Below are 22,939 nucleotides of genomic sequence, written 5' to 3' on the forward strand. Positions count from 1 at the left end.
AGCCAAATGTGTTATTCAATTACCCGCGGAACAAGGTATAAACCGCCTTCAACTTCAGGCGCAACTTGTTGATATTCATTGCGATGATTGCTTTCTGAAACAACATCTTCGCGCAATGGTTGAGGGTGGTCAAAAGGACTTTTTAAGGGTTCAACGCCATCTGTGTCGATGCGCTTTAATGTATCCATCATGTCTAAAATTTTATTTAAACTTTGTGCGTATGCTGTAGATTGCGTATCATTAAGCGATAATCGAGCAAGATTGGCAATGCCCGATATGGTTTGAGCATTTAAATCTGTATGCTGTGTATCCGATGTAGACATAACATCACCTAGTCAGTATCAAAAAATTGAAATATCGTCTTATATGATAAGCGATTGACTTGTTCAAATCATCACATTTAGTTAAAGTTGCCAACTTGCGTTCATATTTGTAGAAACTGGGAACGACCCGTGATTTTAAAACGACTAATTGGCTTGTTTTCGCCAGACCTCGCAATTGACTTAGGCACAGCAAATACCCTGATTTATGCGCCTGGGCGAGGCATTATCTTAAATGAACCTACTGTGGTGGCGATCCGTCACAGTGGTTCACAAAAAATTGTTGCGGCGGTTGGCTTGGATGCAAAGAAAATGCTTGGTCGTACACCGGCCAACATTTCAGCGATTCGTCCAATGAAAGATGGCGTGATTGCTGACTTTGAAGTGACTGAAACCATGCTGAATCAGTTTATTGGTAAAGTCCATGAAAAGCGTCTTTTCCCACCTGCACCACGTGTTGTGGTGTGTGTACCTTGCAAATCCACTTTAGTTGAGCGCCGTGCGATCAGAGAAGCGGTGTATAACGCAGGTGCACGTGATGTACGTCTGATCGAAGAACCAATGGCTGCTGCAATCGGTGCTGGGCTTCCTGTTGAGCAGGCATGTGGCTCTATGGTGGTTGATGTGGGTGGTGGTACCACTGAAATTGCAATTATTTCATTACAAGGCTGTGTCTATGCAGACTCACTGCGTATAGGCGGTGATGTATTTGATGAGCAAATCATTAATTATGTGCGTAAAGCCCATGGCTGTGTGATTGGTGAAACCACTGCAGAACTGATTAAAAAAGAAGTGGGAACAGCAATTTCAAATGGTGAAAAGCTTGAAATTGAAGTCCGCGGTCGTAATTTGGCTGAAGGTGTACCTCGTTCAATCATTGTGACTTCAGATGAAGTGATGCAAGCCATTAGTGATCCATTACAAAGCATTGTAAGTGCTGTGAAGTCAGCACTAGAGCAAACGCCACCTGAATTATCATCAGATATTGCAGAGCGCGGTATTGTATTGACAGGAGGCGGGGCATTACTTCGTAATCTTGATCAATTATTAGCGCGTGAAACAGGGTTACCTGTTGTGTCTGCAGAAGACCCGCTCACATGTGTGACTCGTGGTGGTGGTAAAGTCTTGGAATTTTTTGATAATCCTAACCATGATATGCTTTTTGTTGGATAATTAAGGAACAGGCGGGTGCAAACGAATATTTTTTCAAGACAACCGCCATCTTTTCGCTCATTTATTATCGCAGTCATCACATGCTTGGTCGTTTTGTTTTTCGATTGGCGGATGCCGCATGTGGTTCAACCCGCAAGGAATCTCTTGTACACACTGTATAATCCTATTTATACAGTGGCAAGTTATCCTGTAATGTCGCGAGAGTGGTTAAGTCAACAAACAAAATCTGAAGATCAATTAAGACGTGAAAATACAGCCATGCAAGCTGAATTGTTGCAGGCACAAGTGCGTCTACAGAAACTATCAGAACTCTCAGCAGAAAATACGCGCTTACGCGGCTTACTTGATACGCCGTTGATTATTGACGGTCGCATGGAAATTGCAGAAGTCATTGGTACAGATACCGACCCATTAAAACATATTATTGTCATTAACCGCGGTACAGCCGACCACTTGCGCCAAGGGCAGGTGGTATTAGATGACAAAGGAATTATGGGGCAAATCATAGATGTCTATCCGCATAATGCCCGTGTACTTTTACTTTCGGATAAAGAAAGCTCATTGTCTGTACGCATTGAGCGGACAGGGATGCGTGCAATTGTTTCAGGATCAGGCGATTTAGGTCATTTGAAAATGCAGTATGTACCAACCAGTGCTGATTTGGTGGTAGGAGACAATATTTATAGCTCAGGTCTTGGTGAGCATTTTCCAGCAGGCTATCTAGTGGGACGAGTATCTAAAATCCAACGCCAAAACTCAGGTGAATTTGCACAAATTGAAATTACACCAGCAGCACAATTGGCAGGTGGTCATTATGTGGTTGTCCTTTTTTCTGATTCATTAGCGAAGGAGCAGCCATATGCTCATCGCTAAATATCGACCAATTAAAAGTAAAGACCCATTGGTTTTAATTGTGCTGTCTGTTGTTATTGCATCCATTTTAACCGTTTATCCCTTGTCTTATGATGTTTCTGCTTGGCGGCCTTTTGTCATGATGATGGTGATGATCTTTTGGTCATTGTGCCAACCCGCTTGGTGTGGGGTTTGGTTTTCATTTGCTATAGGGTTGTTTTATGACTTATTAATTGATGCGCCGTTAGGGCAAAATGCCTTAGCTTATGTGATTATTACGTTTATTGTACGTTATTTGATTCGAGAGCGACGTATATTAACCTTTTTAAACCTTTGGCTTATTTCTATTTTAGTGACTTTAGCTTATGTTGTATTTGTGTGGGTCACGCAAGTGATGGCTGATGTCAATTATCCAATGATGCGACGTTGGCCACCTGTGGTCAGTACCATCTTGGTTTGGCCAATAGTATATTATAGTTTGAAACGATGGCGCGCTTAATTTTAGCTTCAAACTCACCTCAGCGACAGGCATTGCTGAAACAGCAAGGTCTTGATTTTGAGGTGATTGCAGCTGATATCGATGAAACACCATTTGATGATGAGCTGGTGACTGAATATGTGCAGCGGGTTGCTCGTGGCAAAGCCTTATTCATTGGGCAGCAACATTTAGATGCGGTGGTTTTGGCTGCAGATACTTGTATTGCCTTAGATGGTCAAATTATTGGTAAGCCTAAGTCAAAACAGCATGCATTTGAAATATGGCAAAAGTTGTCTGGACGACAGCATGATGTGTTTTCGGCTGTATGTATTGCGACACAAAATCATATTGATCATGTTATTGTAAAAACAGAAGTGGCTTTTCAAGCACTCACAGAACAAGATATGGAAACGTATTGGGAAACTGGCGAACCGATCGGTCGTGCAGGTGCTTATGCAATTCAAGGTATTGCAGCCCGTTTTATCCCGAAAATTGAAGGGAGTTATAGCAATGTGGTTGGATTACCTATTTTTGAAACGATGAAATTATTAAATAAAGCGATTAAGGCACTAAATTAATCACGATAAAGAATTCTTATTAAAACTTTGAGCTTATTATGTCTGATGAACTATTCATTAATGTCACGCCGATGGAATGTCGCGTTGCATTAACTGAACATGGTGTTGTCAACGAAGTGTTTGTTGAGAGGACACTAAAACGCGGTCTAGTCGGTAATATTTATAAAGGTAAAGTGGTACGCGTTTTACCTGGAATGCAAGCAGCTTTTATTGATATTGGCTTGTCACGAACTGCTTTTTTACATATCAATGATATGGTGTGGCCAAAAGGGCAGACCACGCCTAATGTATTTGAATTATTGCATCCTGGACAGTTATTAACCGTTCAAGTGATGAAAGACATGCTAGGTACTAAGGGCGCACGTTTAACGACAGACCTCTCTATTCCATCACGCTACTTGGTTATGATGCCTTTTGGTCATCATGTTGGTGTATCTCAGCGAATAGAAAGTGAGCCTGAGCGCTTGCGGTTAAAACATATTATTGAAGAAATTAAATCAACTTATAATTTACCTGGCAGTGTCATTGTACGAACTGCTGCTGAAGGTGTAGATGCCAAAGCCATTGAACAAGACATGGCTTATCTTGCTCGATTGTGGAATTATATCCAACGCAAAAAAATGACCATTACATCGCCAACACTCATTTTTGAAGAATTACCATTGCCTCAGCGTATTATTCGAGACTTGGCATCCGATAAAACAGAAAAAATTTATGTCGATTCCAAACAAGTTTTCTTAAAGTTACAAGATTTCATGACAGAATTTGCGCCAAGTATTGCAGATCGATTGGCTTTATATACCAAACAGGAACCGTTGTTTGGAATTTATAATATTGAAGATGATATTCAAAATGCATTACAAAAACGCATTGCTTTAAAGTCTGGTGGCTATCTGATGATTGACCAAACTGAAGCCATGACCACAATTGATGTAAATACAGGTTCATATGTTGGTGGGCGTAGTTTAGAAGATACGGTATACCGTACCAACATGGAAGCGACTGAAGTGATTGTCAGACAATTACGATTACGTAATTTGGGTGGCATTATTATTATTGACTTCATTGATATGCAAGAAGAAATTCACCGCAAAGAGGTTTTAAAGTATTTTGAAAGTACTTTAGAACAAGATCATGCAAAAACCAAGATCACTCAAGTCTCAGAGTTAGGTTTGGTTGAAATGACTCGTAAACGTACACGTGAGTCGTTAGAACATCTACTGTGTGACGCGTGTCCAACCTGCCATGGGCGTGGTTTTGTAAAGACAGCAGAAACAGTATGCTATGAGATTTTTCGAGAAATGATGCGTTATAGGCGACTCTATCCTCATCAAATGGGGTTCATTGTCGTTGCAAGTGCTGTAGTAATTGACCGAATGTTGACAGAAGATGCAGCCACGCTTGCAGATTTACAACAGCTTTTAGATCGCTTTATCCATCTACAAGTAGAAACACTGTATACGCAAGAGCAATATGATATCATTTTAAGTTGAATTTGTAACAAATTAACACTTAATCTTTGTTACAACTGAATGTTTACTTTCATTATTTATTTCTCAATACTATATATAACTAAGTAGCCATAGATGTGATGTCTTAGTGAACGAGGGCATAAAGTATGCAATTAAATGATGAGAAAAAAATGAACCACAATCCACAAAAAATAAGCGAAACTCAAGCTGTAAAAAATGATTGTTATATGCTTGATGAGCAAGGGCGTGAAGTGCAAGTAACAACAAGCATGGTACAAGATATTTGTATCGAGCTGCTTAAACAGTGCCGTACAGTAAAAAGCTGAAAAGATAACTTTATCTTTTCAGCTCATTGGATACAAAAATAAAGAATAAAAGTTGGTTAACCAACACCATCCTTATGATTTTACAGCGTGTTCTTCTTTCTCTGCGACAATCTGTTCATATTGACTGATTTCATCTTCAAGAAAAGTCAGCAACATTTGCATTTTTGGGACAATGTTGCGACAAGCAACTAATCCAACTTCAAGCTTATCTAAATAGCTGGTCAGCGTCATATTAAGTGCCTGACCATCAAATACCACAGATGCAGGGTAGAGCGCTTCTAGTCGAGCGCCATTCCAATACAATGCATCTTTAGGTCCTGGTAAGCTTGAAATGACCAAATTAAATGCTTGCTTCTTCGGCATAGCACCTGAGAGTATATTTAAACCTGCGGCAGCATAAACAAATGCACTGTAACTGAGTATTTGGTTTTGGCTCATTCGCTTAAAACGCACTTTTGCTGTACGAACACTTTGTGAAATGAGTTGTGTTCGCTCTAAACGGCTGTCTGTGTGTGTTGCAAGGTTGGCTAAAATCATGGTTAGACGATTACTTACATCAGAGTCATCCGCTCGAATTGAAGCAGGAACCATTGCAATCAGTGGTTTGGCTGGTAATTGGTTAAAATGTAGCAAGTATTGTCTGAGCGCACCTGAGCAAATCGATAAAATAGTGTCATTCACAGTAATATCTAATGCATGTGCGATTTGACGAATTCGTGACATTTCAAATGACTGCGCAGCAAAACGTCTAGACCCACTGATGCGCTGATTAAACATGCTTTTTGGTGCTTGAAAACTAGTTACATAATGTGGGTCAAAGCGTCGATCATGTAAAATGGTTTGTTTAAGTTCTTGATAAACAATTTGTGGCGATGTTTCAATTTGCTGTTTAATATTTTTAACAAAAGAAAACGCCGCTTTAAGGGTTTTCTTTTTGGGTGTTTTGGTCGATTTCTGAATACACCAAGGCGGAATCATGCTGTGTAAATAAGGATCTTTAGCAAAAGATTTTTCCATTAAGCGCATGCCACCAACACCATCTACGAGTGCATGATGAATTTTAAAATATAGTGCGAAACGCTCACCTTCAATCCCTTCAATTAAAGTGCATGTCCATAATGGTTTAGCTCGGTCAAGTAAAGCGCCATGCTCTTGTGAGATATAGGTCAGCAGTTCTTTAATTCTGCCAGGATGCGGCAAGGAAATATGTCTAAAATGATGGTCTAAATCAAATTCATTGTCTTCACCCCATACAAGCCCATTCAATGTATTGTTAAATGGCGCAACTGGTGAACATGTTGACGCTTTAATATCTTTTACAATGTCATGAATAAAGTCTTTGGATGCATGCGGTGGTATTTTAAATAGAAATAATCCACCCACATGCATAGGTTGTTGTCGTTTTTCTAAAGACAAAAAAACTAAATCAATTGGATGTAATGGTCGCATGGGGGTGAATCTCTTTGTCATTTAAAAAAGATGGTAATATTAAATGAGGAAATATCAAAGCTTCTGTACAATCTTATTCATGCTTTCATCTGCTAGCACGAATAGTTTTGCTAATTTAGACAGCAGCTATGATTTATTTTTTTAGATTACCAAGATGCAAACCGCATTCTTTTTGTGTGGCTTCTTCCCACCACCAACGGCCTTCGCGCTCATGCTGATTTGGCAATACAGGGCGTGTACATGGTTCACAACCAATCGAAATAAAACCGCGCTCGTGAAGTGGGTTATATGGAATTTCCATCATACGGATATAATTCCAAACGTCAGCACTGCTCCAATTGGCCAATGGATTATATTTAATCAATTGTTTATTTGGTCCTGAAAATCCAGCATCAGCCTGAATCACAGGAATATCGGTACGGGTGTTTGGACTTTGGTCTTTCCGTTGCCCTGTAATCCAACCATCTAAGGTTGCCAATTTTTTTCTTAAGGGTTGCACTTTACGAATACCACAGCATTCTTGGTGTCCATCTTTAAAAAAGCTAAACATCCCTTTTGTGGTGACAAGGTCTTGTACAGAAGATGCATCTGGAAAACATACTTCAATATCAATTTGATAAAATTCACGTACTTTTTCTAAGAACTGATAAGTTTCAGGGTGTAATCTGCCTGTATCAAGGCTAAACACGCGAAAAGGTTTACGCAAACGGTAAGCCATATCAATTAAAACAACATCTTCAGCACCAGAGAATGAAATGGCAATTTCACCTGCTTGATTAAGTGCAAGTTCAATAATTTCACTTGGATATTTATCGGCATATTCAGATGCAAGGGCATCGACGTGATCAATCGTTGGAATAATAGCAGCGGTCATGAGTGTTCCTGGCTGTCAGCTTGGAGCCTGAAAAAAGACAGAAATAGAAGCGTTAGCATTTTAGAGTAAATGAATTGCTCTATTTATCTTTTTTTAAGATATATTTATCATCAAAATCGATTTATATTGAAAAAATGTGAATTTTTAATCAATTAGATAAATTTATTTTAGCATAACAAAATCAGAATAATTGGCGCTAAGTGATTTATCTTGATCAAGATTTATGTAATTTTATGATCTTTTTTGTTTAAAAAGCGATATTAATTTATCCTAAAACGTATAGAATTGGGGAATTATGCCAATACAAATCAGAGATCAGTTGTTGATGACTGTGATCTATCTGATGACTCAATTTTTTAAAAAGCTAAAATCCTATGAATATTACTCCTCAAGACATTGCTCCTAGAACTGATGGAAAAGGAAGCTGGGTGAGTGTGATTGCGCTAGCACTTGCAGCTTTTATTTTTAATACCACAGAATTTGTTCCGATTGCACTCCTGACAGATATTGCGAAAAGCTATGATATGCAGGCAGCTCAAGTCGGAATTATGATTACAATTTATGCTTGGGTTGTTGCATTGGCATCATTACCCATGATGTTGGCGACTCGAAATATAGAGCGGAAAAAGCTATTGTTGGCGCTTTTTGTTTTATTTTTCTTAAGCCATATCGTATCTAGCGTTGCTTCAAATTTTACAATTTTATTGATTAGCCGTGTAGGGATTGCTTTTGCTCATGCAATCTTTTGGTCAATTACCGCATCTTTAGCGATCCGTGTTGCACCTGTGGGTAAAGAAGTGCAAGCACTTGGATTACTGTCTACAGGTACAGTATTGGCGCTGGTACTCGGTATTCCTCTTGGACGTATTGTAGGTGAAATATTCGGTTGGCGTTTAACTTTTGGAATTGTCGGTGGTATTGCTGTAATCACAGCGCTTGTGCTTTGGAAAACATTGCCATTGTTACCAAGCCAAAACACAGGCTCATTTTCAAGTTTACCGATATTGTTTAAACGACCTGCGTTGATGATGCTTTTTATCATCACAGTGGTGGTGGTTATCGCTCAATTTACTGCTTATAGCTATATTGAACCGTTTACAACAGAAATTGCTAAATTTACTTCTGACCAAACCACGACATTATTATTAGTCTATGGTGGAGCAGGTATTTTAGGCTCAATTCTATTTAGTCGTTTTAGCCGTAAATTACCACGACTATTTCCTGTAATTGCAATTTCAGGGTTGTCTGTGTGTATGATGCTGTTATTACCTTTAGCATCAAGCGTATATGGCATCATGGGTATATCTGTGGCTTGGGGTATTTGCATCATGATTTTTGGCTTAATTATGCAGTCAAAAGTATTACAACTTGCTCACGATGCAACTGATGTTGCAATGGCGGTATATTCAGGTTTATATAACTTAGGTATTGGTGGCGGTGCGCTGTTCGGTAGCTTGGTTGGCTTAAACTTAGGTATGGAATATATTGGTGTTGTCGGTGGCGGTATGGCATTGTTAGGGTTAGTGGTTGCTATTATTATGGTACGCCGTAGTGACTTTATGCCTATTCAAAATAACTAAATGTTTAATTAAAAAAGCCAGCTGATGCTGGCTTTTTTAGGTCTACAACTTTACTTTTTGTCGCTCAGTAGCTTAAATAAAATGAACATGATTCCAAACCAAACAGGCATCATAAGTACAGATAACTTAAACCCTTGCATCCACATAATATATAAAATGACAGCAATAAAACCTAAAGCAAAATAATTGCTGAATGGTGAAAATAGGGCAGGAAAAGATGTTTTAATTTGTTGTGCTTGCATGGCTTTTCTAAATTTTAAATGGGTAATGGTGATCATTGCCCAATTCAGTACCAAGGCACCAACTACAATATAAATAAGCTGGCTTAATGCACCTTCAGGTACTATATAATTTAAAATCACACAGCCAAAGATCAATAATGCTGAAAAGAGTGTGGCCATTAATGGCACACCATCTTTGGTCATTTGAGCAAAGACTTTCGGTGCATTGCCTTGTTCAGCCAAGCTAAACAACATACGGCTATTGGCATACATACTGCTGTTAAAAACAGACAAGGCTGCAGTTAAAATAATGAAGTTCAGTAAATGTGCTGCCCAACCAATCCCGAGTTGACTAAAAATCATCACGAATGGGCTTTTATCTAAACCACCTAGATTCAACTGATTCCATGGCACTAAAGATAGAAGAATCGTTAGTGAACCCACATAAAAAATTAGAATTCGAAATACCACTTGGTTAATGGCTTTAGGAATGGTTTTTTCAGGGTCTTCAGCTTCAGCTGCAGCCATACCAATCAGTTCAATCCCACCAAATGCAAACATGATAAATGCAAGCATATAAAACAAGCCATCAAAACCTGCTGGGAAAAAACCACCATGTGTCCATAAGTTTGAAACGCTCACTTGAGAGTCTGGACTTGCAGTGAAGAGCAGATAGCCACCAAATAAAATCATGGAAATCACAGCAACAACTTTGACCAAAGAAAGCCAAAATTCAGATTCACCATAGAATTTCACATTTCGTGTATTCAAAAGCGTAATGATGATGAAAAAGAACAATGCAGATGCCCAAGCAGGAACTTGTGGCCACCAATAATTCACATATTTGGCAATTGCTGTCAGTTCAGCCATTGCAACCAAAATATAAAGTACCCAATAATTCCATCCAGTAATAAAGCCTGGAAAACGTCCCCAATATTTGTACGCAAAGTGGCTAAATGAACCGGATACAGGTTCATGTGCGATCATTTCACCTAAATGACGTAAAATTAAAAAGACAATAAAGCCGCCAATGCCATAACCTAGAATAATGGATGGGCCAGCTGCTTGGATAACTTGAGCAGAACCTAAAAATAAACCTGTACCAATAGCACCGCCCATGGCGATCAATTGAATATGTCGGTTCTTCAAGCCGCGCTGTAATTCGGTTTTTTGAGTACTCACACTGATATACAACTTGTAAACATGAAATCTAAGATATTGTAGATGATTGTCACGATCTCACCTATATTTCTAAGTCAGTTTTAACAAGAAAAATGTCATCAAAACGGCTTTTATCCGCTGTTTTCGTTCAAACATAGAACATCAGTACAATTCATGCTAAATTTTTAAAGATCATTTCATATGTTAGTACAATCTCACTTCAATATTTGTTAAATTGAGAGACAGGTAAAATACCTTTGATTGGCAGGAAAGACCTTATATTTTTAGCGACTTAAATTATTGATTCAGGTCTATTTAATCATAAACATGTTGATAATTACACTTTGTGACTAAAGTGTGATTGAGCATGTTAGATAAAAAATAAAAGGTAAATTGCTTTAAATTAAAAATTAAAAGCGTGATAATGTTTTTATTTTTTTGGTGAAAGTCAATGAGTATACCCGCATGCACCCAATGTAAATCAGAATACACCTATTATGATGGTGATCTCATTGTATGTCCTGAATGCGCGCATGAGTGGAAAGAATCAGACCAATCCACCCTGACAGCAGATGCTGTACAAATTCAAGATGCCAATGGTCAGCTATTACAAGATGGTGATTTTGTGACTGTGATTAAAGATTTAAAAGTGAAAGGCTCATCCTCTGTTGTGAAAGTTGGTACAAAAGTCAAAGTCCGTTTAATCGAACATGCAACAGATGGACATAACTTAGATTGTAAAATTACAGGGATTGGTGCGATGAAACTGAAATCTGAATTTGTGAAAAAAGCTTAACCCATTATGTCCGAGGCACACGTGTTATCATCCGAGTCAATCTATTCAGATTTTTTAAAATCCGCGCAAGAGACTGTACAGCAAGATTTATTAACAGCACTTGCACAATTTCAATTTTCTGAGCCACTACAAAGTGCTGTACATCATGCAGTGATGTTGGGTGGTAAGCGTGTGCGCCCTGCATTATGTTATGCGGTGAATGCTTTACATGGTCATATATTGCACCCTGCTGTTCGCCGTGCAGCGGTGGCTGTAGAGCTGATCCATTGTTATTCTTTAGTACATGATGACCTGCCTTGTATGGATAACGACTCATTACGTCGTGGTCAACCTACATGTCATGTTGCATTTGGTGAACATAATGCATTATTGGCAGGGGATGTACTACAGTCGATGGCATATGAAGTGCTAACAAGCTCATTATTCGAGCAAGATGAAGTGCAGCATCAAACCCATCCACGGATTGTACTTCAACAGGTCAAGACACTCGCATCTGCAAGCTCTAAAATGGTACAAGGACAAGTTTTAGATTTACAATCAGAAGGTATTCGCATTGATCAACAAGCTTTAGAGGCAATTCATCATAATAAAACAGGGGCTTTAATTTCTGCTGCGATCTTAATGAGCGCACAAACGATGTTCGAACCTGCTGATCAAGCAATGCAGAAACTAGAACAATTTGGTCAACATATTGGTTTAGCGTTTCAAGTTCAAGATGACATTTTAGACATTACATCAAACACGAATGTCTTGGGTAAAACAGCAGGTAAAGATTTAGATGTTGAAAAGTCAACTTATCCTGCCTTGATGGGGTTGATACCGGCACAAAATTATTTGGCTGAATTACATGCGCAAGCTCTTGCAGCGCTGAGCTATTTTGAAGAAGATGCTCAGGCACTGCATGAAATGACACAATTTTTATTGTTGAGAAAAAGCTAATATTAAGCTCGGCCGATAATGCCACGAATAGTGCTTAAAACGTCTGCAGGTAAAACAATGGTTTTACTGTTATTCGATTTCGCCATATCTTGCATGGCTTTAATATATTGCTCACCAAGCAGGTATGAAATTGGAATTTCTTGATTGCCGACCGCTTTCGTGACAAGCTCAATCGATTTTTGTGATGCTTCAGCCAAGACCACTTGTGCTTCTGCGTCACGACGTGATGCTTCTAAACGTCCATCTGCTTCTAAAATAGCTGCTTGCTTTTCACCATCTGCTTTAGTGACTGCGGCACGACGTTGACGCTCTGCTGCAGCTTGTGCTTCCATAGCAGATTGCATGGTTTTTGATGGTTGAATATCTTGAATTTCGACAGTTTTAAGCGTGATACCCCAATCAGCGATGTCTTCAGAAATAGCTGCTTTAAGTTTTGCTTTAATGTGGTCTCTAGACGATAGCGCAGCATCAAGATCCATTTCACCGACAATAGAGCGCAATGATGTTTGTACCATGTTTTGAATGGCCCAATTGAAATTCTCAACACCATAAACGGCTTTTTCAGGAGTGGTGATATTGATATATGCCACAGCATTCATTAAAAGTACGGCATTGTCACGTGTAATGACTTCTTGTGAAGGTACATCAAGCACAATGTCTTTGGTGGTAATTTTATATGCCACTTCATCAATATACGGAATAATAATGCTTAAACCTGGGCCGAGTGTGGTGTGGTATTTGCCCAAGCGTTGAACAATCCACTTGTATCCTTGGGGGACAATACGTACACCTTTAATGATAGTGATCACCACAAACAGTAAAAATGCAATGCTAATAATCATGGTAGCTGACATCAATCAATCCTATTGTTGATAAAGTTAGTGTTTAAAGAGGGTAGGGTTCAACTACAAGTATATTGCCGCTAATATCAATGACTTTGACTTTGTCACCCACATGAACATTTTGACTACAGCGACAGAACCATTCATCTGAGCCAAGAAGAGGCATCGGAAATCTGACTTGAATATTATTGTCAATTTGTAGCTGAATCACTAAGCCAACTTGACCAATAACAGATTCTCTAGAGAGATGATTGGTAATTTTATCTTTAGATAATGGTTTAATAAATTTAAACCATAGGAATGTGCATAAAATAGATAAGAGTGTCCAACTGATTACTTGCAGTGTCGTACTCATGTCGGGATAAATCCAAACTAAAATGCTGACCATCACGGCAGCAATTCCAAACCATAGTACAGCGAATGTGGTGAGAAATAATTCAAATAAAATTAATACAATGCCTAGAACAAACCAGTGCCACGGTTCGAGCAACATATCCATGAATATCCTATAATTTTTAAATGTCATTTCATCATAGCAGTATTATTATTTCATCTTATCGATTTATAAAATAAATTTTACAGTTATTTTATCCATCAAAATAAAATTATAACTTTGAGTGTTTATTATATAACAAAAGGTAAAATAAATGGAGAAATTTGAAAATAAAGCAATAGACTCACTCATGCAATTATGCATCAAGTGAGTCTATTCACATCTAGGTAGGATTAAATTTGTGGTTTTGGCGCGGGTTGTAAAGCAGCAGGTGACGCTTTAAATTGTGAAATAATAGATTGAATTTGTTTGATATTGAGCTGAGTTGCTTTTTCACCTTCTAAGATGGCTTTACTCGCTGAGTTTAAATCCATAACACCTAAATTTTCAACTCTAGGCTGGATGGTAATGCTGGCATATTTAAGTTCATCTTGAATACTTTGTTGTCCCATAATATTAATGGTTTGATCAAGTAATCCCCACAAATTGCTTGATGCAATTTGACTGCTACTTGGTCGTGCAGAAATATCAACTGCAATCACAATATCTGCACCCATCCGCTTGGCTGTTTTAACAGGAATAGGGCTCACCAAACCACCATCTACATATTGGATATTATTGATCAGCGCAGGAACAAAGACATTCGGGACGCTGCATGAGGCACGGACGGCTTGTCCTGTATTACCACGAATAAATTCAACTTTTTGACCGGTGGTCAATTGGGTTGCAACAGCAGCAAAACGAATTGGAAATTTTTGTATAGGCTGATTACCCACTTGGCTGTTTACGTAGTCTTGTATTTTTTGTCCAACAATAAAACCTTGTCGGTTTAACGTTAAATCTCGAATATCAGATTCTTTTAACTTTAATGCTAAAGCCTGCAGCTGATAAGGTGTTTTACCACTGGCATAAATACTACCCACAAAACTTCCTGCACTCGTCCCAGTGACAATTTGTGGTTTGATTCCATGAGATTCCAACATTTTGATAACACCAATATGGGCAAAACCTTTTGCACCACCACCACCTAAAGCCAAGGCAATGACAGGTTCACGTGGTTGTTGTTTGGTTGTAGGTTGATTCAGGCTAGTACAACCGAAAAGCATCAAGCTGATGACGCACAGAAGAGAAAAATGACGAATTGTTGCCATGAGAAAATACTGTGATGACTAAAGAAAATAAATTGTGGTTATATGAACAGGTTCAATCTTTTTTTTCTAGCAAAATTACAAAAAAAAGTACGTTTATTTCAAGGACTTTAATACTAATTTAATAGGATAAATATATTATTCATTAACAAAATTACACTGTTAATTATTTAGCAAAAATGATGGTGTGGTTTTCAGGTTAAAAAATATTCACTTATTGGACATTTTTGAAAGATTTTAAAACAATTTTTTGCTGAAAATCCTACGCTAACTCGTTGAAATCTGATTTTAGTGAATAATTATTCATCAAATTGAGACGAAATTTTCAGCATTACAAAATTTTTTTAGATTTTTTATTTATTGTTTTTGTGTATATTAATATCAGAATTAATTGGTTATCTCAGATTAATTAAAGCGTATAGTGAGTTAACTAATTGATCAATATTCACTTCTTTTTTTTAATTTACTATTTGGTATATTGTATCTGCGACTTTAGGCGACTAGCCAAACGCGATAAAAGAAGAGAATATAAGATTCAGTAAAGGATTGTCATAATTTTGTTACTTTTGTTTGGAATAGTATACGGAATTTCATAGTGATCAACTATTTTAAGGGTGAAGATTTGTGGTTAAAGTGAATAAACTAGCACTTTCGGTGAGTGCGGCTTTGATTTTAGGAGCTACAGGGTCCGCAGCACAAGCAGCGACAGCAGCTAAAACACAAACTCAACAGCAGGTTTCTGATCTGCAAGCTCAAGTTGCACAATTGCAGCAACTTGTTCAGCAATTATCTACCCAACAACAACAACAGGCTGCACAACAGCAAGAACAAGCAGTTCAATTACAAGAAGCTGCGATTCAAGCACTTGAAAAGCCAAATGTTGCACCAAAAGAATCAAGCTCTAAGCCAGGTTGGTTAACACTAGGTGATGGTCAAACTCAGCTAAAAATTTATGGAAGTATCCGTGCAGACAGTACATATGACTTCGCTGGATCAAATGCAAATACCACAGACATTTATAACCGTACAAACCGCGTACCATTAAATTCAGCGAATGCAACACAAGGTTCATTGAATGTTAGTGCTGCAGCATCACGTATTGGTTTGGACGTAACACGCCCAACAAGCTATGGTGATTTAGTTGCAAAACTTGAAGGTGACTTCTTAGGTACAACCTACACCAATGCAAACGGTTCATTCCGTGTACGTCATGCATACTTAACATTAGGCAAATGGTTACTTGGTCAAACAGGTTCAATCTTCGTTAACGGTGAAACCATTCCTGAAGTTGTTGATGCTAACGGCCCAATGGGTTCTGGTAGCCAACGTAATGTACAAGTTCGTTATACACAGCCAATTACTAAAACACAAAAAGTTCTTGTGGCTTTAGAAGGTGGTGATGCTGATGGTTACACAGGAACAGCTCAAACAAGTGGTGGTAGTCGTTTCCCTGCTTTAACTGCACGCTATGACATTTCAACTGCTGACAAAAAAGGTGTATTACAAGTTCATGGTTTAGTGCACGAAAACCGTGTATCAACCAATGATACAAATGCAGAAGAAAAATTGGGCTGGGGTGCTGGTATCGGTGCAAAATATAGCTTAACACCAAACGATATGGTTTTTGCAAACTACTATCATGTCAGAGGCGATAACCGCTATATGCTTTATAGCAACACAGCATATGTTGCTACAGCGAATGGTACATCGTATACCATTTCTCCATCAGAGTTTGACTCAGCATTGGTTGGTTACTCACGTAAGTGGAATGCGCAATGGCGTTCAACGCTTGCAGGTGGCGGAATTTGGTATAAAGATGACAATGCTTATGCAAAAGCATTTACAACAGGTGTAAAACCATCTGCATCTACCAACAAAACCATGTATAACATCATCGTAAACACATTCTATTCACCTGTGAAAAATGTAGATATCGGTGCTGAATACACATATGGTCAACGTGAAACGTTTGCAGCTGCAACATCAACAGAATCAAATAAAGGTGATTTTTCACGCTTTAACTTGATGGCTAGATACCAATTCTAATTTGAATTGAAATTCAGCAAAAAAATCTGCAATTTATTGCAGATTTTTTTTGTGCCAAATAAGCTAAACCAAGAATAATGTCGAAAATAGGCAAAACACAAATTCTATTGCATTTTAAAATAATCATATTAAAGTGAATCTAGGCTAAAAATAAAACAATAAGCAGTGGCGTGCTTCATTCTGCCCAATTAAATAACAATAAGTTATAGAATTTATAAAACATGCAATATAAAATTATTAATTGACAGTGTTTTCTTAATTTATTAAAAATTTTTTACACAAATTAAGATGAATTAATCTCAGTTTAAATATGCTGTCGTATTGTGATAGCTCAACCATTTAGAGAGCATGTAACGTTCATGACAAAAATACTCATCATCGAAGATGACTTTATGATCGCAGAGTCGACCATTACGTTGTTGAAATACCATGGTTTTGATGTTGAATGGTTTAACAATGGATTGGATGGTTTATCTGAGCTATCTAAACAACAATTTGACTTAATTTTATTAGATCTTGGCTTACCGATGATGGATGGTATGCAAGTTTTAAAACAAGTGCGTCAAAAAACTCAGATTCCAGTTTTGATTATTTCTGCGAGAGATCAACTTGAAAATCGTGTAGATGGATTGAATCAAGGTGCAGATGATTATTTAATCAAACCTTATGAGTTTGAAGAATTATTGGCAAGAATCCATGCTTTATTGCGCCGAATTGGCTTGGAAGCACAAACTGTATTGGGTGATAAGATTTTAACCAATGGTCAGCTTATTTTAGATGTAGAACAACATATTGCAAAATATAAAGGGCAAATTATAGAGCTGTCAAATCGTGAGTGGGCAATTTTAACACCACTTATGACCCATCCAAATAAAATATTTTCTAAAGCCAATTTAGAGGATAAGTTATATGATTTTGACAGTGAAGTATCAAGTAATACCATTGAAGTATACATTCATCATTTAAGAACAAAATTAGGAAAAGACTTTATCCGTACAATACGGGGGTTGGGCTACCGCCTTGGTCATCATCAGGATCAAGCATGAACAAAAAACGGAGTTCACTCAATACACGCTTAATTGTAATGACATCGTTATTAAGTGTGATTGTGGCAGGTGTGTTGATGTTTTCAACATACCATATTGCCATGAAAGAGCTAACACGGATTTTAGATGCACAAATGGAATTTCTAGCCAGTCGGGCAACTATTCTAGAGCTTAGAAACACCCACAGCCAATTGAATCTTGACCCAAAAAAAGAACAAGAAGAGCTGTTTATTGATATTTGGTCATATGATGATTTAGAAGAGCTTGAAAAAAACCCTTTACTTGTACCACAGGTCAAAAAAGCAGGTTTTTATCAACATGAAACAGATAGTGGCACATGGTATACCTATGTATTGCCAGCAAAAGATTATCAAGTTCAAATTAGTCAACATCGTAAAGTCAGAGAGGTATTGGCATTAGAGTTGGCAGGCAGTATGGTTTTGCCATTTATTTTAATTATGCCTTTTGTGATGTTGATTATTGTCTGCATGATAAAACGTAGTTTAAAACCGCTTGATGATTTAAAAAGCGAGCTTGCACAGCGTGATTCAAGTGAGCTTAGTCATGTGAGCGATGCGCATTATCCGATTGAATTGTTACCTGCAATTCATGAAATTAATTATTTATTTGATCGTATTTGTAAAACACAGCAAGAGCAAAAACAGTTTATTGCTGATGCCGCTCATGAGCTCAGAACACCTTTAACCGCATTAAATTTACAGACTAAAATTTTACTGAGAGATTTTCCAGACAATGTTGCTTTGATTAATTTAAACAAAGGCTTAGCGCGAATTCAACATTTAGTCAGTCAATTATTGGCTTTAGCCAAACAAGATACATCATTACATGTTTTAGAGCAGCCTAAAAAAGTGTCTTTAAATCAAGTGGCCTTAAATTGTGTTGAGCAATTGATGAATTTGGCTATGGAAAAAAATATTGATTTAGGTTTTGAGCGTAATGAAGAAATTCATGTGCAAAGTTATGAGCCTACACTGCATTCCATTATTTATAATTTAATTGATAATGCAATTAAGTACACACCTCATTCAGGGGTGATTAATATTTCTGTCTATCCGAAAGCTGGAAAAGCCGTACTTTGTATTGAAGACAGCGGCCCTGGTATTCCAAAAGAGCAATATGAAGCTGTATTAAAACGCTTTTATCGTGTTCATCATCATTTAGAGGTGGGCAGTGGACTGGGGTTGTCAATTGTACAAAAAGCCATCCAACGTGTTGGTGGGCAATTATCATTTGACCAAAGCCAAGATTTAGGCGGATTAAAAGTTGTGGTGGTGGCGCCAATCAACTTACATTTAAATGAACTTCAGGCCGTGAATGCTATTTAAAATATAAATTTAAAAAAGGGGCTCAATCATGAGCCCCTTTGTATTTATAGATTTGCGATTTGTTCCATGTTATGGCGTACTTTTTCAAGCTGCTGCGTGAATTCTGCCAATTTGGCTTTTTCACCTTCAACAACAGCAGGAGGTGCTTTTTTGACGAAGCCTTCATTGCTCAGTTTATTGGCAATTTGATCATATTGTTTCTGAATTTTGTCGAGGTCTTTTTGCAGACGCCCTAATTCAGCTTTAGGATCAATTAAACCTTTCATGGGTACAAAGACAGACGCATGGCCAACTACACTTGATGAAGACAATGGTGGTTCTTCTTGATCTGCTAAAAACTCAATACTTTCAACTTTTGCAAGTGCTTTAAAGAGTGGCTCAATACGCTCAATACGAGTTTGCTCTGTGGTTGAAATATTTTTTAATAACACAGGTAATAAACGTGCATTACCTAATCCCATTTCACCACGAATATTTCGAACCGCACCAATTAAGCCTTGTAGCCAACTCATATCAGCTTCTGCTTGCTCATTAATTTTGCTTGCATCTGAAATTGGATATGCTGCAGTCATGATGGTTTTACCTTCACGACCTAGCATTGGCGCAAGTGTTTGCCAAATTTCTTCTGTTAAATATGGCATTAAAGGATGAGCCAGTCGTAAAGCAGATTCTAATACGCTTAATAATACACGGCGAACTTCAGCTTTACGTGCACTTGATACATCAACATCATTTAACACAGGTTTAGTCAGTTCGACATACCAATCACAATATTCATTCCAAATGAATTCATAAATCGCTTGAGCGGCTAAGTCTAAACGATATGTAGCAAATGCTTGATGGACTTGAGCTTCAGCTTGTTGTAAACGACTAATGATCCACTGTTCTGGCAGTTCCCATAATTCAGGTTGTGCCTGTTCGGCAATCTCTTGTCCTTCGACATTCATCAAAACAAAGCGCGTTGCATTCCAAATCTTGTTACAGAAATTGCGATAACCTTCAACACGCTTGAGATCAAATTTAATATCACGACCAGTGTTGGCCAGTGCACAGAAAGTAAAGCGAACAGCATCTGTACCGTATGAACTAATTCCTTCAGGAAATTCTTTACGGGTTGCTTTCTCAATTTTCTCAGCTTGTTTTGGATTCATTAAGCCAAAAGTACGTTTTTTTACTAGGCCTTCAAGGTCAATGCCATCAATCAAATCTAAAGGATCAAGTACATTTCCTTTTGATTTAGACATTTTTTGTCCTTCACCATCCCGAACTAAACCGTGCACATATACAGTTTTAAATGGAATTTGTGGAGAGCCATCAGCTTGCTTCATAAAATGCATGGTCATCATGATCATGCGAGCAACCCAGAAGAAAATAATATCAAAGCCTGTAACCAACAGATCAGTTGGGTGAAAGGTTTTTAAAATTTCATTTTGGGCATCTTTGGCTGCATCACCTGTCCAACCCAATGTTGAAAATGTCCATAATCCTGATGAGAACCATGTATCAAGGACATCTTCATCTTGAGACAGTGACGTATCTGCACCTAAATTATGTTTTTGGCGGACTTCGTTTTCATCACGGCCAACATATACATTGCCGTCAGCATCATACCAAGCTGGAATACGATGTCCCCACCACAGTTGGCGAGAAATACACCAATCTTGAATGTTATTCATCCAAGACATATACATGTTGGTATATTGTTCAGGAACAAATTTGATGCGACCATCTTTAACCGCTTCAACAGCAGGTTCAGCAAGTGGTGCAATTTTTACATACCATTGATCGGTAAGTAGTGGTTCGACAATGACACCTGAACGATCACCTCGTGGTGCTTTTAGGTCGTATGGTTCAATTTTTTCAAGCCATCCTTCTTGTTCTGCTTGCACTACTAACTTTTTACGTGCTTCAAAACGCTCTAAACCAATATAATCGGCTGGTGCTGGAATGGTTTTTGAAATATTTTGACCCGCTTTTTCAATATATTCAAATTCAGCCAACACTTCAGCATATTTGTTAAAAATGTTAATTAACGGCAGTTGGCAACGTTTTCCAACTTCATAGTCGTTAAAGTCATGTGCTGGTGTGATTTTAACACAGCCGGTTCCAAAATCTTTTTCGACATACTCATCAGCAATAATGGGAACTAAGCGGCCACTGATTGGTAATACAATATGTTGACCAATCAAATGCTGATAGCGCTCATCTGTCGGATGAACAGCAACAGCACTATCACCGAATAATGTTTCTGGACGTGTGGTTGCTACGACTAAATAGTTCAGTCCATTGGATGTCGTGAGTGATTCATTTTCAAAGAAATATTTAAAATGCCAAAGCGAACCTTTTTCTTCGTGGTTTTCGACCTCAAGATCAGACAATGCTGTTTGAAACTTTGGATCCCAATTCACCAAGCGCTTACCACGATAAATTAAGCCTTGTTCATGCAATTGAACAAAGACTTCTTTTACTGCATGTGATAAACCATCGTCCATGGTGAAGCGTTCACGTGACCAATCGACAGATGAGCCAAGTCTTCGAATTTGTTTGGTGATATGACCACCTGATTGTTCTTTCCATTCCCAAACTTTTTCAATAAACTTTTCGCGTCCAAGGTCATGACGGCTGATATTTTCAGCAGCCAATTGACGTTCTACCACCATTTGGGTTGCGATACCGGCATGGTCAGTGCCTGGTTGCCATAATGTATTTTTACCCATCATTCGTTGATAACGGGTAAAAGCATCAATGACTGTATTATTGAAACCATGCCCCATATGTAAACTGCCCGTGACATTGGGTGGTGGAATCATGACACAAAAGGAATCTCCTTGACCTGATGGCTTAAAATAGCCATGATCTTCCCATGTTTTGTACCATTTTTTCTCGATCTCTGTCGGATCATACGTTGTTGCAATGTTTTGAGCTGAAGTAGCGTGTGAGTCAGTCATAATAAACAGGTCAAAATAAAATTTTAAATTACTGCTATTGTAGCAAAAAAAAATAATCCTGAGCAGAACATGTCTGTTTGCGTTGTAAGTACGCATACAATTTATAATGCGATCAGGTCGAATTAATTACTATAGGGTGTTAAATCATGTCACATGCGGTTTATTTAGCCATAGATACAGCAACTTATGACAAGTTTAAGTATGTAGAAGCACAATTAAATGAAAGTTCTAAAGATAAATTAGCGCATGAGCTTGGTGAAGTTTTAGCCGATGCCTCTGTACAGGTCATTGAGCAAGTATTTATTCAGCTTTTAGAACGTCAAAAAGCACGCTCTTTACAAGCAGATCGTCAACAAATGGCGAAAGATTCTGAAAAAGTGATTGATCATGTATTAGCAGCATGTAAAAAATACTTACCTTGGTCGATTGCTTTGATTAGCAATGAACGTTTAGTACCTTTAGTTGAATATTTTTCTCAATTAATTGTACATCAAGAGAAACAGGTTTTTATTCGTTATGCTGTAGATGATGTACTTGTAGATGAAGCTTTTACAAAAATTGATGAAGTAAGAGACGGGCAGGCGGCATCGATACCTGATGCATTTATCTGTTTAAATAAAATTATTGATGCTGGTGTAGATCAGTTGGTTCGAACGCCAAAGACACTATTGAAATTTAATTTTATAGTCAATAAAACATTAAACGGTGCGATTCAAGTCAGTACCAATATGGCCTATAAGCGTCTTGCAGCATTAGGGAAAGAAGTTCATATCGAGTCAGCACCACATTACATCGACCACTTTTTAAGTTTTCTTCAAACAGACAATAAAAAGAGCTCATCATAGAGCTCT

At 38.0% G+C, this 22,939-nt stretch carries 21 protein-coding genes; 13 read left to right on the plus strand and 8 right to left on the minus strand.

Annotated elements, in window-relative coordinates; genetic code table 11:
• Window positions 1–11 precede the first annotated feature (11 nt).
• Window positions 12–323, minus strand: a complete 312-nt coding sequence (gene gatC / locus CFY84_RS00480) for an Asp-tRNA(Asn)/Glu-tRNA(Gln) amidotransferase subunit GatC (protein ID WP_088822194.1) — start codon at window positions 321–323, stop codon at window positions 12–14.
• A 129-nt stretch (window positions 324–452) separates the two neighbouring features.
• Here gatC and CFY84_RS00485 point away from each other — a divergent pair, with 129 nt between their 5' ends.
• The 6 genes from CFY84_RS00485 to CFY84_RS00510 all read left to right on the plus strand — a co-directional run bounded on the left by CFY84_RS00485 (window position 453) and on the right by CFY84_RS00510 (window position 5,199).
• On the plus strand, window positions 453–1,493 hold the full coding sequence (locus CFY84_RS00485; protein ID WP_088822195.1) for a rod shape-determining protein: 1,041 nt from the start codon (window positions 453–455) through the stop codon (window positions 1,491–1,493).
• Between the two features lie 15 nt (window positions 1,494–1,508).
• Complete coding sequence (gene mreC / locus CFY84_RS00490) at window positions 1,509–2,366, plus strand: rod shape-determining protein MreC (RefSeq protein WP_088822196.1); 858 nt, start codon at window positions 1,509–1,511, stop codon at window positions 2,364–2,366.
• On the plus strand, window positions 2,353–2,844 hold the full coding sequence (gene mreD, locus CFY84_RS00495; RefSeq protein WP_088822197.1) for a rod shape-determining protein MreD: 492 nt from the start codon (window positions 2,353–2,355) through the stop codon (window positions 2,842–2,844). Before mreC ends, mreD begins: the two co-directional genes overlap by 14 nt.
• Window positions 2,832–3,401 (plus strand): Maf family nucleotide pyrophosphatase, encoded by a 570-nt coding sequence (locus CFY84_RS00500; protein ID WP_088822198.1) that lies wholly within the window; start codon window positions 2,832–2,834, stop codon window positions 3,399–3,401. The genes mreD and CFY84_RS00500 overlap by 13 nt, the downstream gene beginning before the upstream one ends.
• Window positions 3,402–3,439: 38 nt before the next feature.
• Entirely contained in the window at window positions 3,440–4,894 is a 1,455-nt protein-coding gene (gene rng / locus CFY84_RS00505; protein ID WP_088822199.1) for a ribonuclease G, read from the plus strand.
• 125 nt (window positions 4,895–5,019) lie between these two features.
• Window positions 5,020–5,199, plus strand: a complete 180-nt coding sequence (locus CFY84_RS00510) for a PA1571 family protein (RefSeq protein ID WP_088822200.1) — start codon at window positions 5,020–5,022, stop codon at window positions 5,197–5,199.
• 72 nt (window positions 5,200–5,271) lie between these two features.
• Here the strand turns inward: CFY84_RS00510 and CFY84_RS00515 are convergent, their stop codons facing one another.
• Together CFY84_RS00515 and CFY84_RS00520 are read right to left on the minus strand one after the other, a co-directional pair.
• Complete coding sequence (locus CFY84_RS00515) at window positions 5,272–6,648, minus strand: WS/DGAT/MGAT family O-acyltransferase (protein WP_088822201.1); 1,377 nt, start codon at window positions 6,646–6,648, stop codon at window positions 5,272–5,274.
• 133 nt (window positions 6,649–6,781) lie between these two features.
• On the minus strand, window positions 6,782–7,522 hold the full coding sequence (locus tag CFY84_RS00520; protein WP_088822202.1) for a phosphoadenylyl-sulfate reductase: 741 nt from the start codon (window positions 7,520–7,522) through the stop codon (window positions 6,782–6,784).
• A gap of 374 nt (window positions 7,523–7,896) precedes the next feature.
• Here CFY84_RS00520 and CFY84_RS00525 point away from each other — a divergent pair, with 374 nt between their 5' ends.
• Window positions 7,897–9,102, plus strand: a complete 1,206-nt coding sequence (locus CFY84_RS00525; protein ID WP_088822203.1) for a sugar transporter — start codon at window positions 7,897–7,899, stop codon at window positions 9,100–9,102.
• Between the two features lie 50 nt (window positions 9,103–9,152).
• Here CFY84_RS00525 and CFY84_RS00530 read toward each other — a convergent pair whose 3' ends face one another.
• Window positions 9,153–10,505 (minus strand): amino acid permease, encoded by a 1,353-nt coding sequence (locus CFY84_RS00530; protein ID WP_088822204.1) that lies wholly within the window; start codon window positions 10,503–10,505, stop codon window positions 9,153–9,155.
• A gap of 430 nt (window positions 10,506–10,935) precedes the next feature.
• Between CFY84_RS00530 and CFY84_RS00535 the strand changes: the two genes are divergently transcribed.
• Together CFY84_RS00535 and CFY84_RS00540 are read left to right on the plus strand one after the other, a co-directional pair.
• A complete protein-coding gene (locus CFY84_RS00535; protein WP_088822205.1) occupies window positions 10,936–11,280 on the plus strand; it encodes a zinc ribbon domain-containing protein YjdM in 345 nt (114 codons plus the stop codon).
• A gap of 21 nt (window positions 11,281–11,301) precedes the next feature.
• Entirely contained in the window at window positions 11,302–12,219 is a 918-nt protein-coding gene (locus CFY84_RS00540) for a polyprenyl synthetase family protein (protein ID WP_407640190.1), read from the plus strand.
• 2 nt (window positions 12,220–12,221) lie between these two features.
• On the opposite strand, the gene CFY84_RS00545 is transcribed toward CFY84_RS00540, so the two are convergent.
• The 3 genes from CFY84_RS00545 to CFY84_RS00555 all read right to left on the minus strand — a co-directional run bounded on the left by CFY84_RS00545 (window position 12,222) and on the right by CFY84_RS00555 (window position 14,705).
• Entirely contained in the window at window positions 12,222–13,073 is an 852-nt protein-coding gene (locus tag CFY84_RS00545; protein ID WP_088822207.1) for an SPFH domain-containing protein, read from the minus strand.
• Window positions 13,074–13,104: 31 nt separating this feature from the next.
• Window positions 13,105–13,560 (minus strand): NfeD family protein, encoded by a 456-nt coding sequence (locus CFY84_RS00550; RefSeq protein WP_088822208.1) that lies wholly within the window; start codon window positions 13,558–13,560, stop codon window positions 13,105–13,107.
• Window positions 13,561–13,787: 227 nt separating this feature from the next.
• Window positions 13,788–14,705: a patatin-like phospholipase family protein gene (locus CFY84_RS00555; RefSeq protein WP_088822209.1), complete on the minus strand. Its 918-nt coding sequence runs from the start codon at window positions 14,703–14,705 to the stop codon at window positions 13,788–13,790.
• 621 nt (window positions 14,706–15,326) lie between these two features.
• On the opposite strand from CFY84_RS00555, the gene CFY84_RS00560 reads away from it, so the two are divergent.
• From CFY84_RS00560 to CFY84_RS00570, 3 genes are all read left to right on the plus strand, one after another.
• Window positions 15,327–16,748, plus strand: a complete 1,422-nt coding sequence (locus tag CFY84_RS00560; RefSeq protein ID WP_088822210.1) for a DcaP family trimeric outer membrane transporter — start codon at window positions 15,327–15,329, stop codon at window positions 16,746–16,748.
• Between the two features lie 359 nt (window positions 16,749–17,107).
• Window positions 17,108–17,794 (plus strand): response regulator transcription factor, encoded by a 687-nt coding sequence (locus tag CFY84_RS00565; RefSeq protein WP_088822211.1) that lies wholly within the window; start codon window positions 17,108–17,110, stop codon window positions 17,792–17,794.
• Window positions 17,791–19,140, plus strand: a complete 1,350-nt coding sequence (locus CFY84_RS00570; RefSeq protein ID WP_171289008.1) for an ATP-binding protein — start codon at window positions 17,791–17,793, stop codon at window positions 19,138–19,140. The genes CFY84_RS00565 and CFY84_RS00570 overlap by 4 nt, the downstream gene beginning before the upstream one ends.
• Before the next feature lie 44 nt (window positions 19,141–19,184).
• Here the strand turns inward: CFY84_RS00570 and CFY84_RS00575 are convergent, their stop codons facing one another.
• Window positions 19,185–22,088, minus strand: coding sequence for a valine--tRNA ligase (locus CFY84_RS00575; protein WP_088822212.1), 2,904 nt, complete (start codon window positions 22,086–22,088; stop codon window positions 19,185–19,187).
• A 146-nt stretch (window positions 22,089–22,234) separates the two neighbouring features.
• On the opposite strand from CFY84_RS00575, the gene CFY84_RS00580 reads away from it, so the two are divergent.
• Window positions 22,235–22,933, plus strand: coding sequence for a hypothetical protein (locus tag CFY84_RS00580; RefSeq protein WP_088822213.1), 699 nt, complete (start codon window positions 22,235–22,237; stop codon window positions 22,931–22,933).
• Window positions 22,934–22,939: the final 6 nt, after the last annotated feature.

Source organism: Acinetobacter apis (assembly GCF_900197575.1).
GTDB classification, from domain to species: Bacteria; Pseudomonadota; Gammaproteobacteria; order Pseudomonadales; family Moraxellaceae; genus Acinetobacter; species Acinetobacter apis.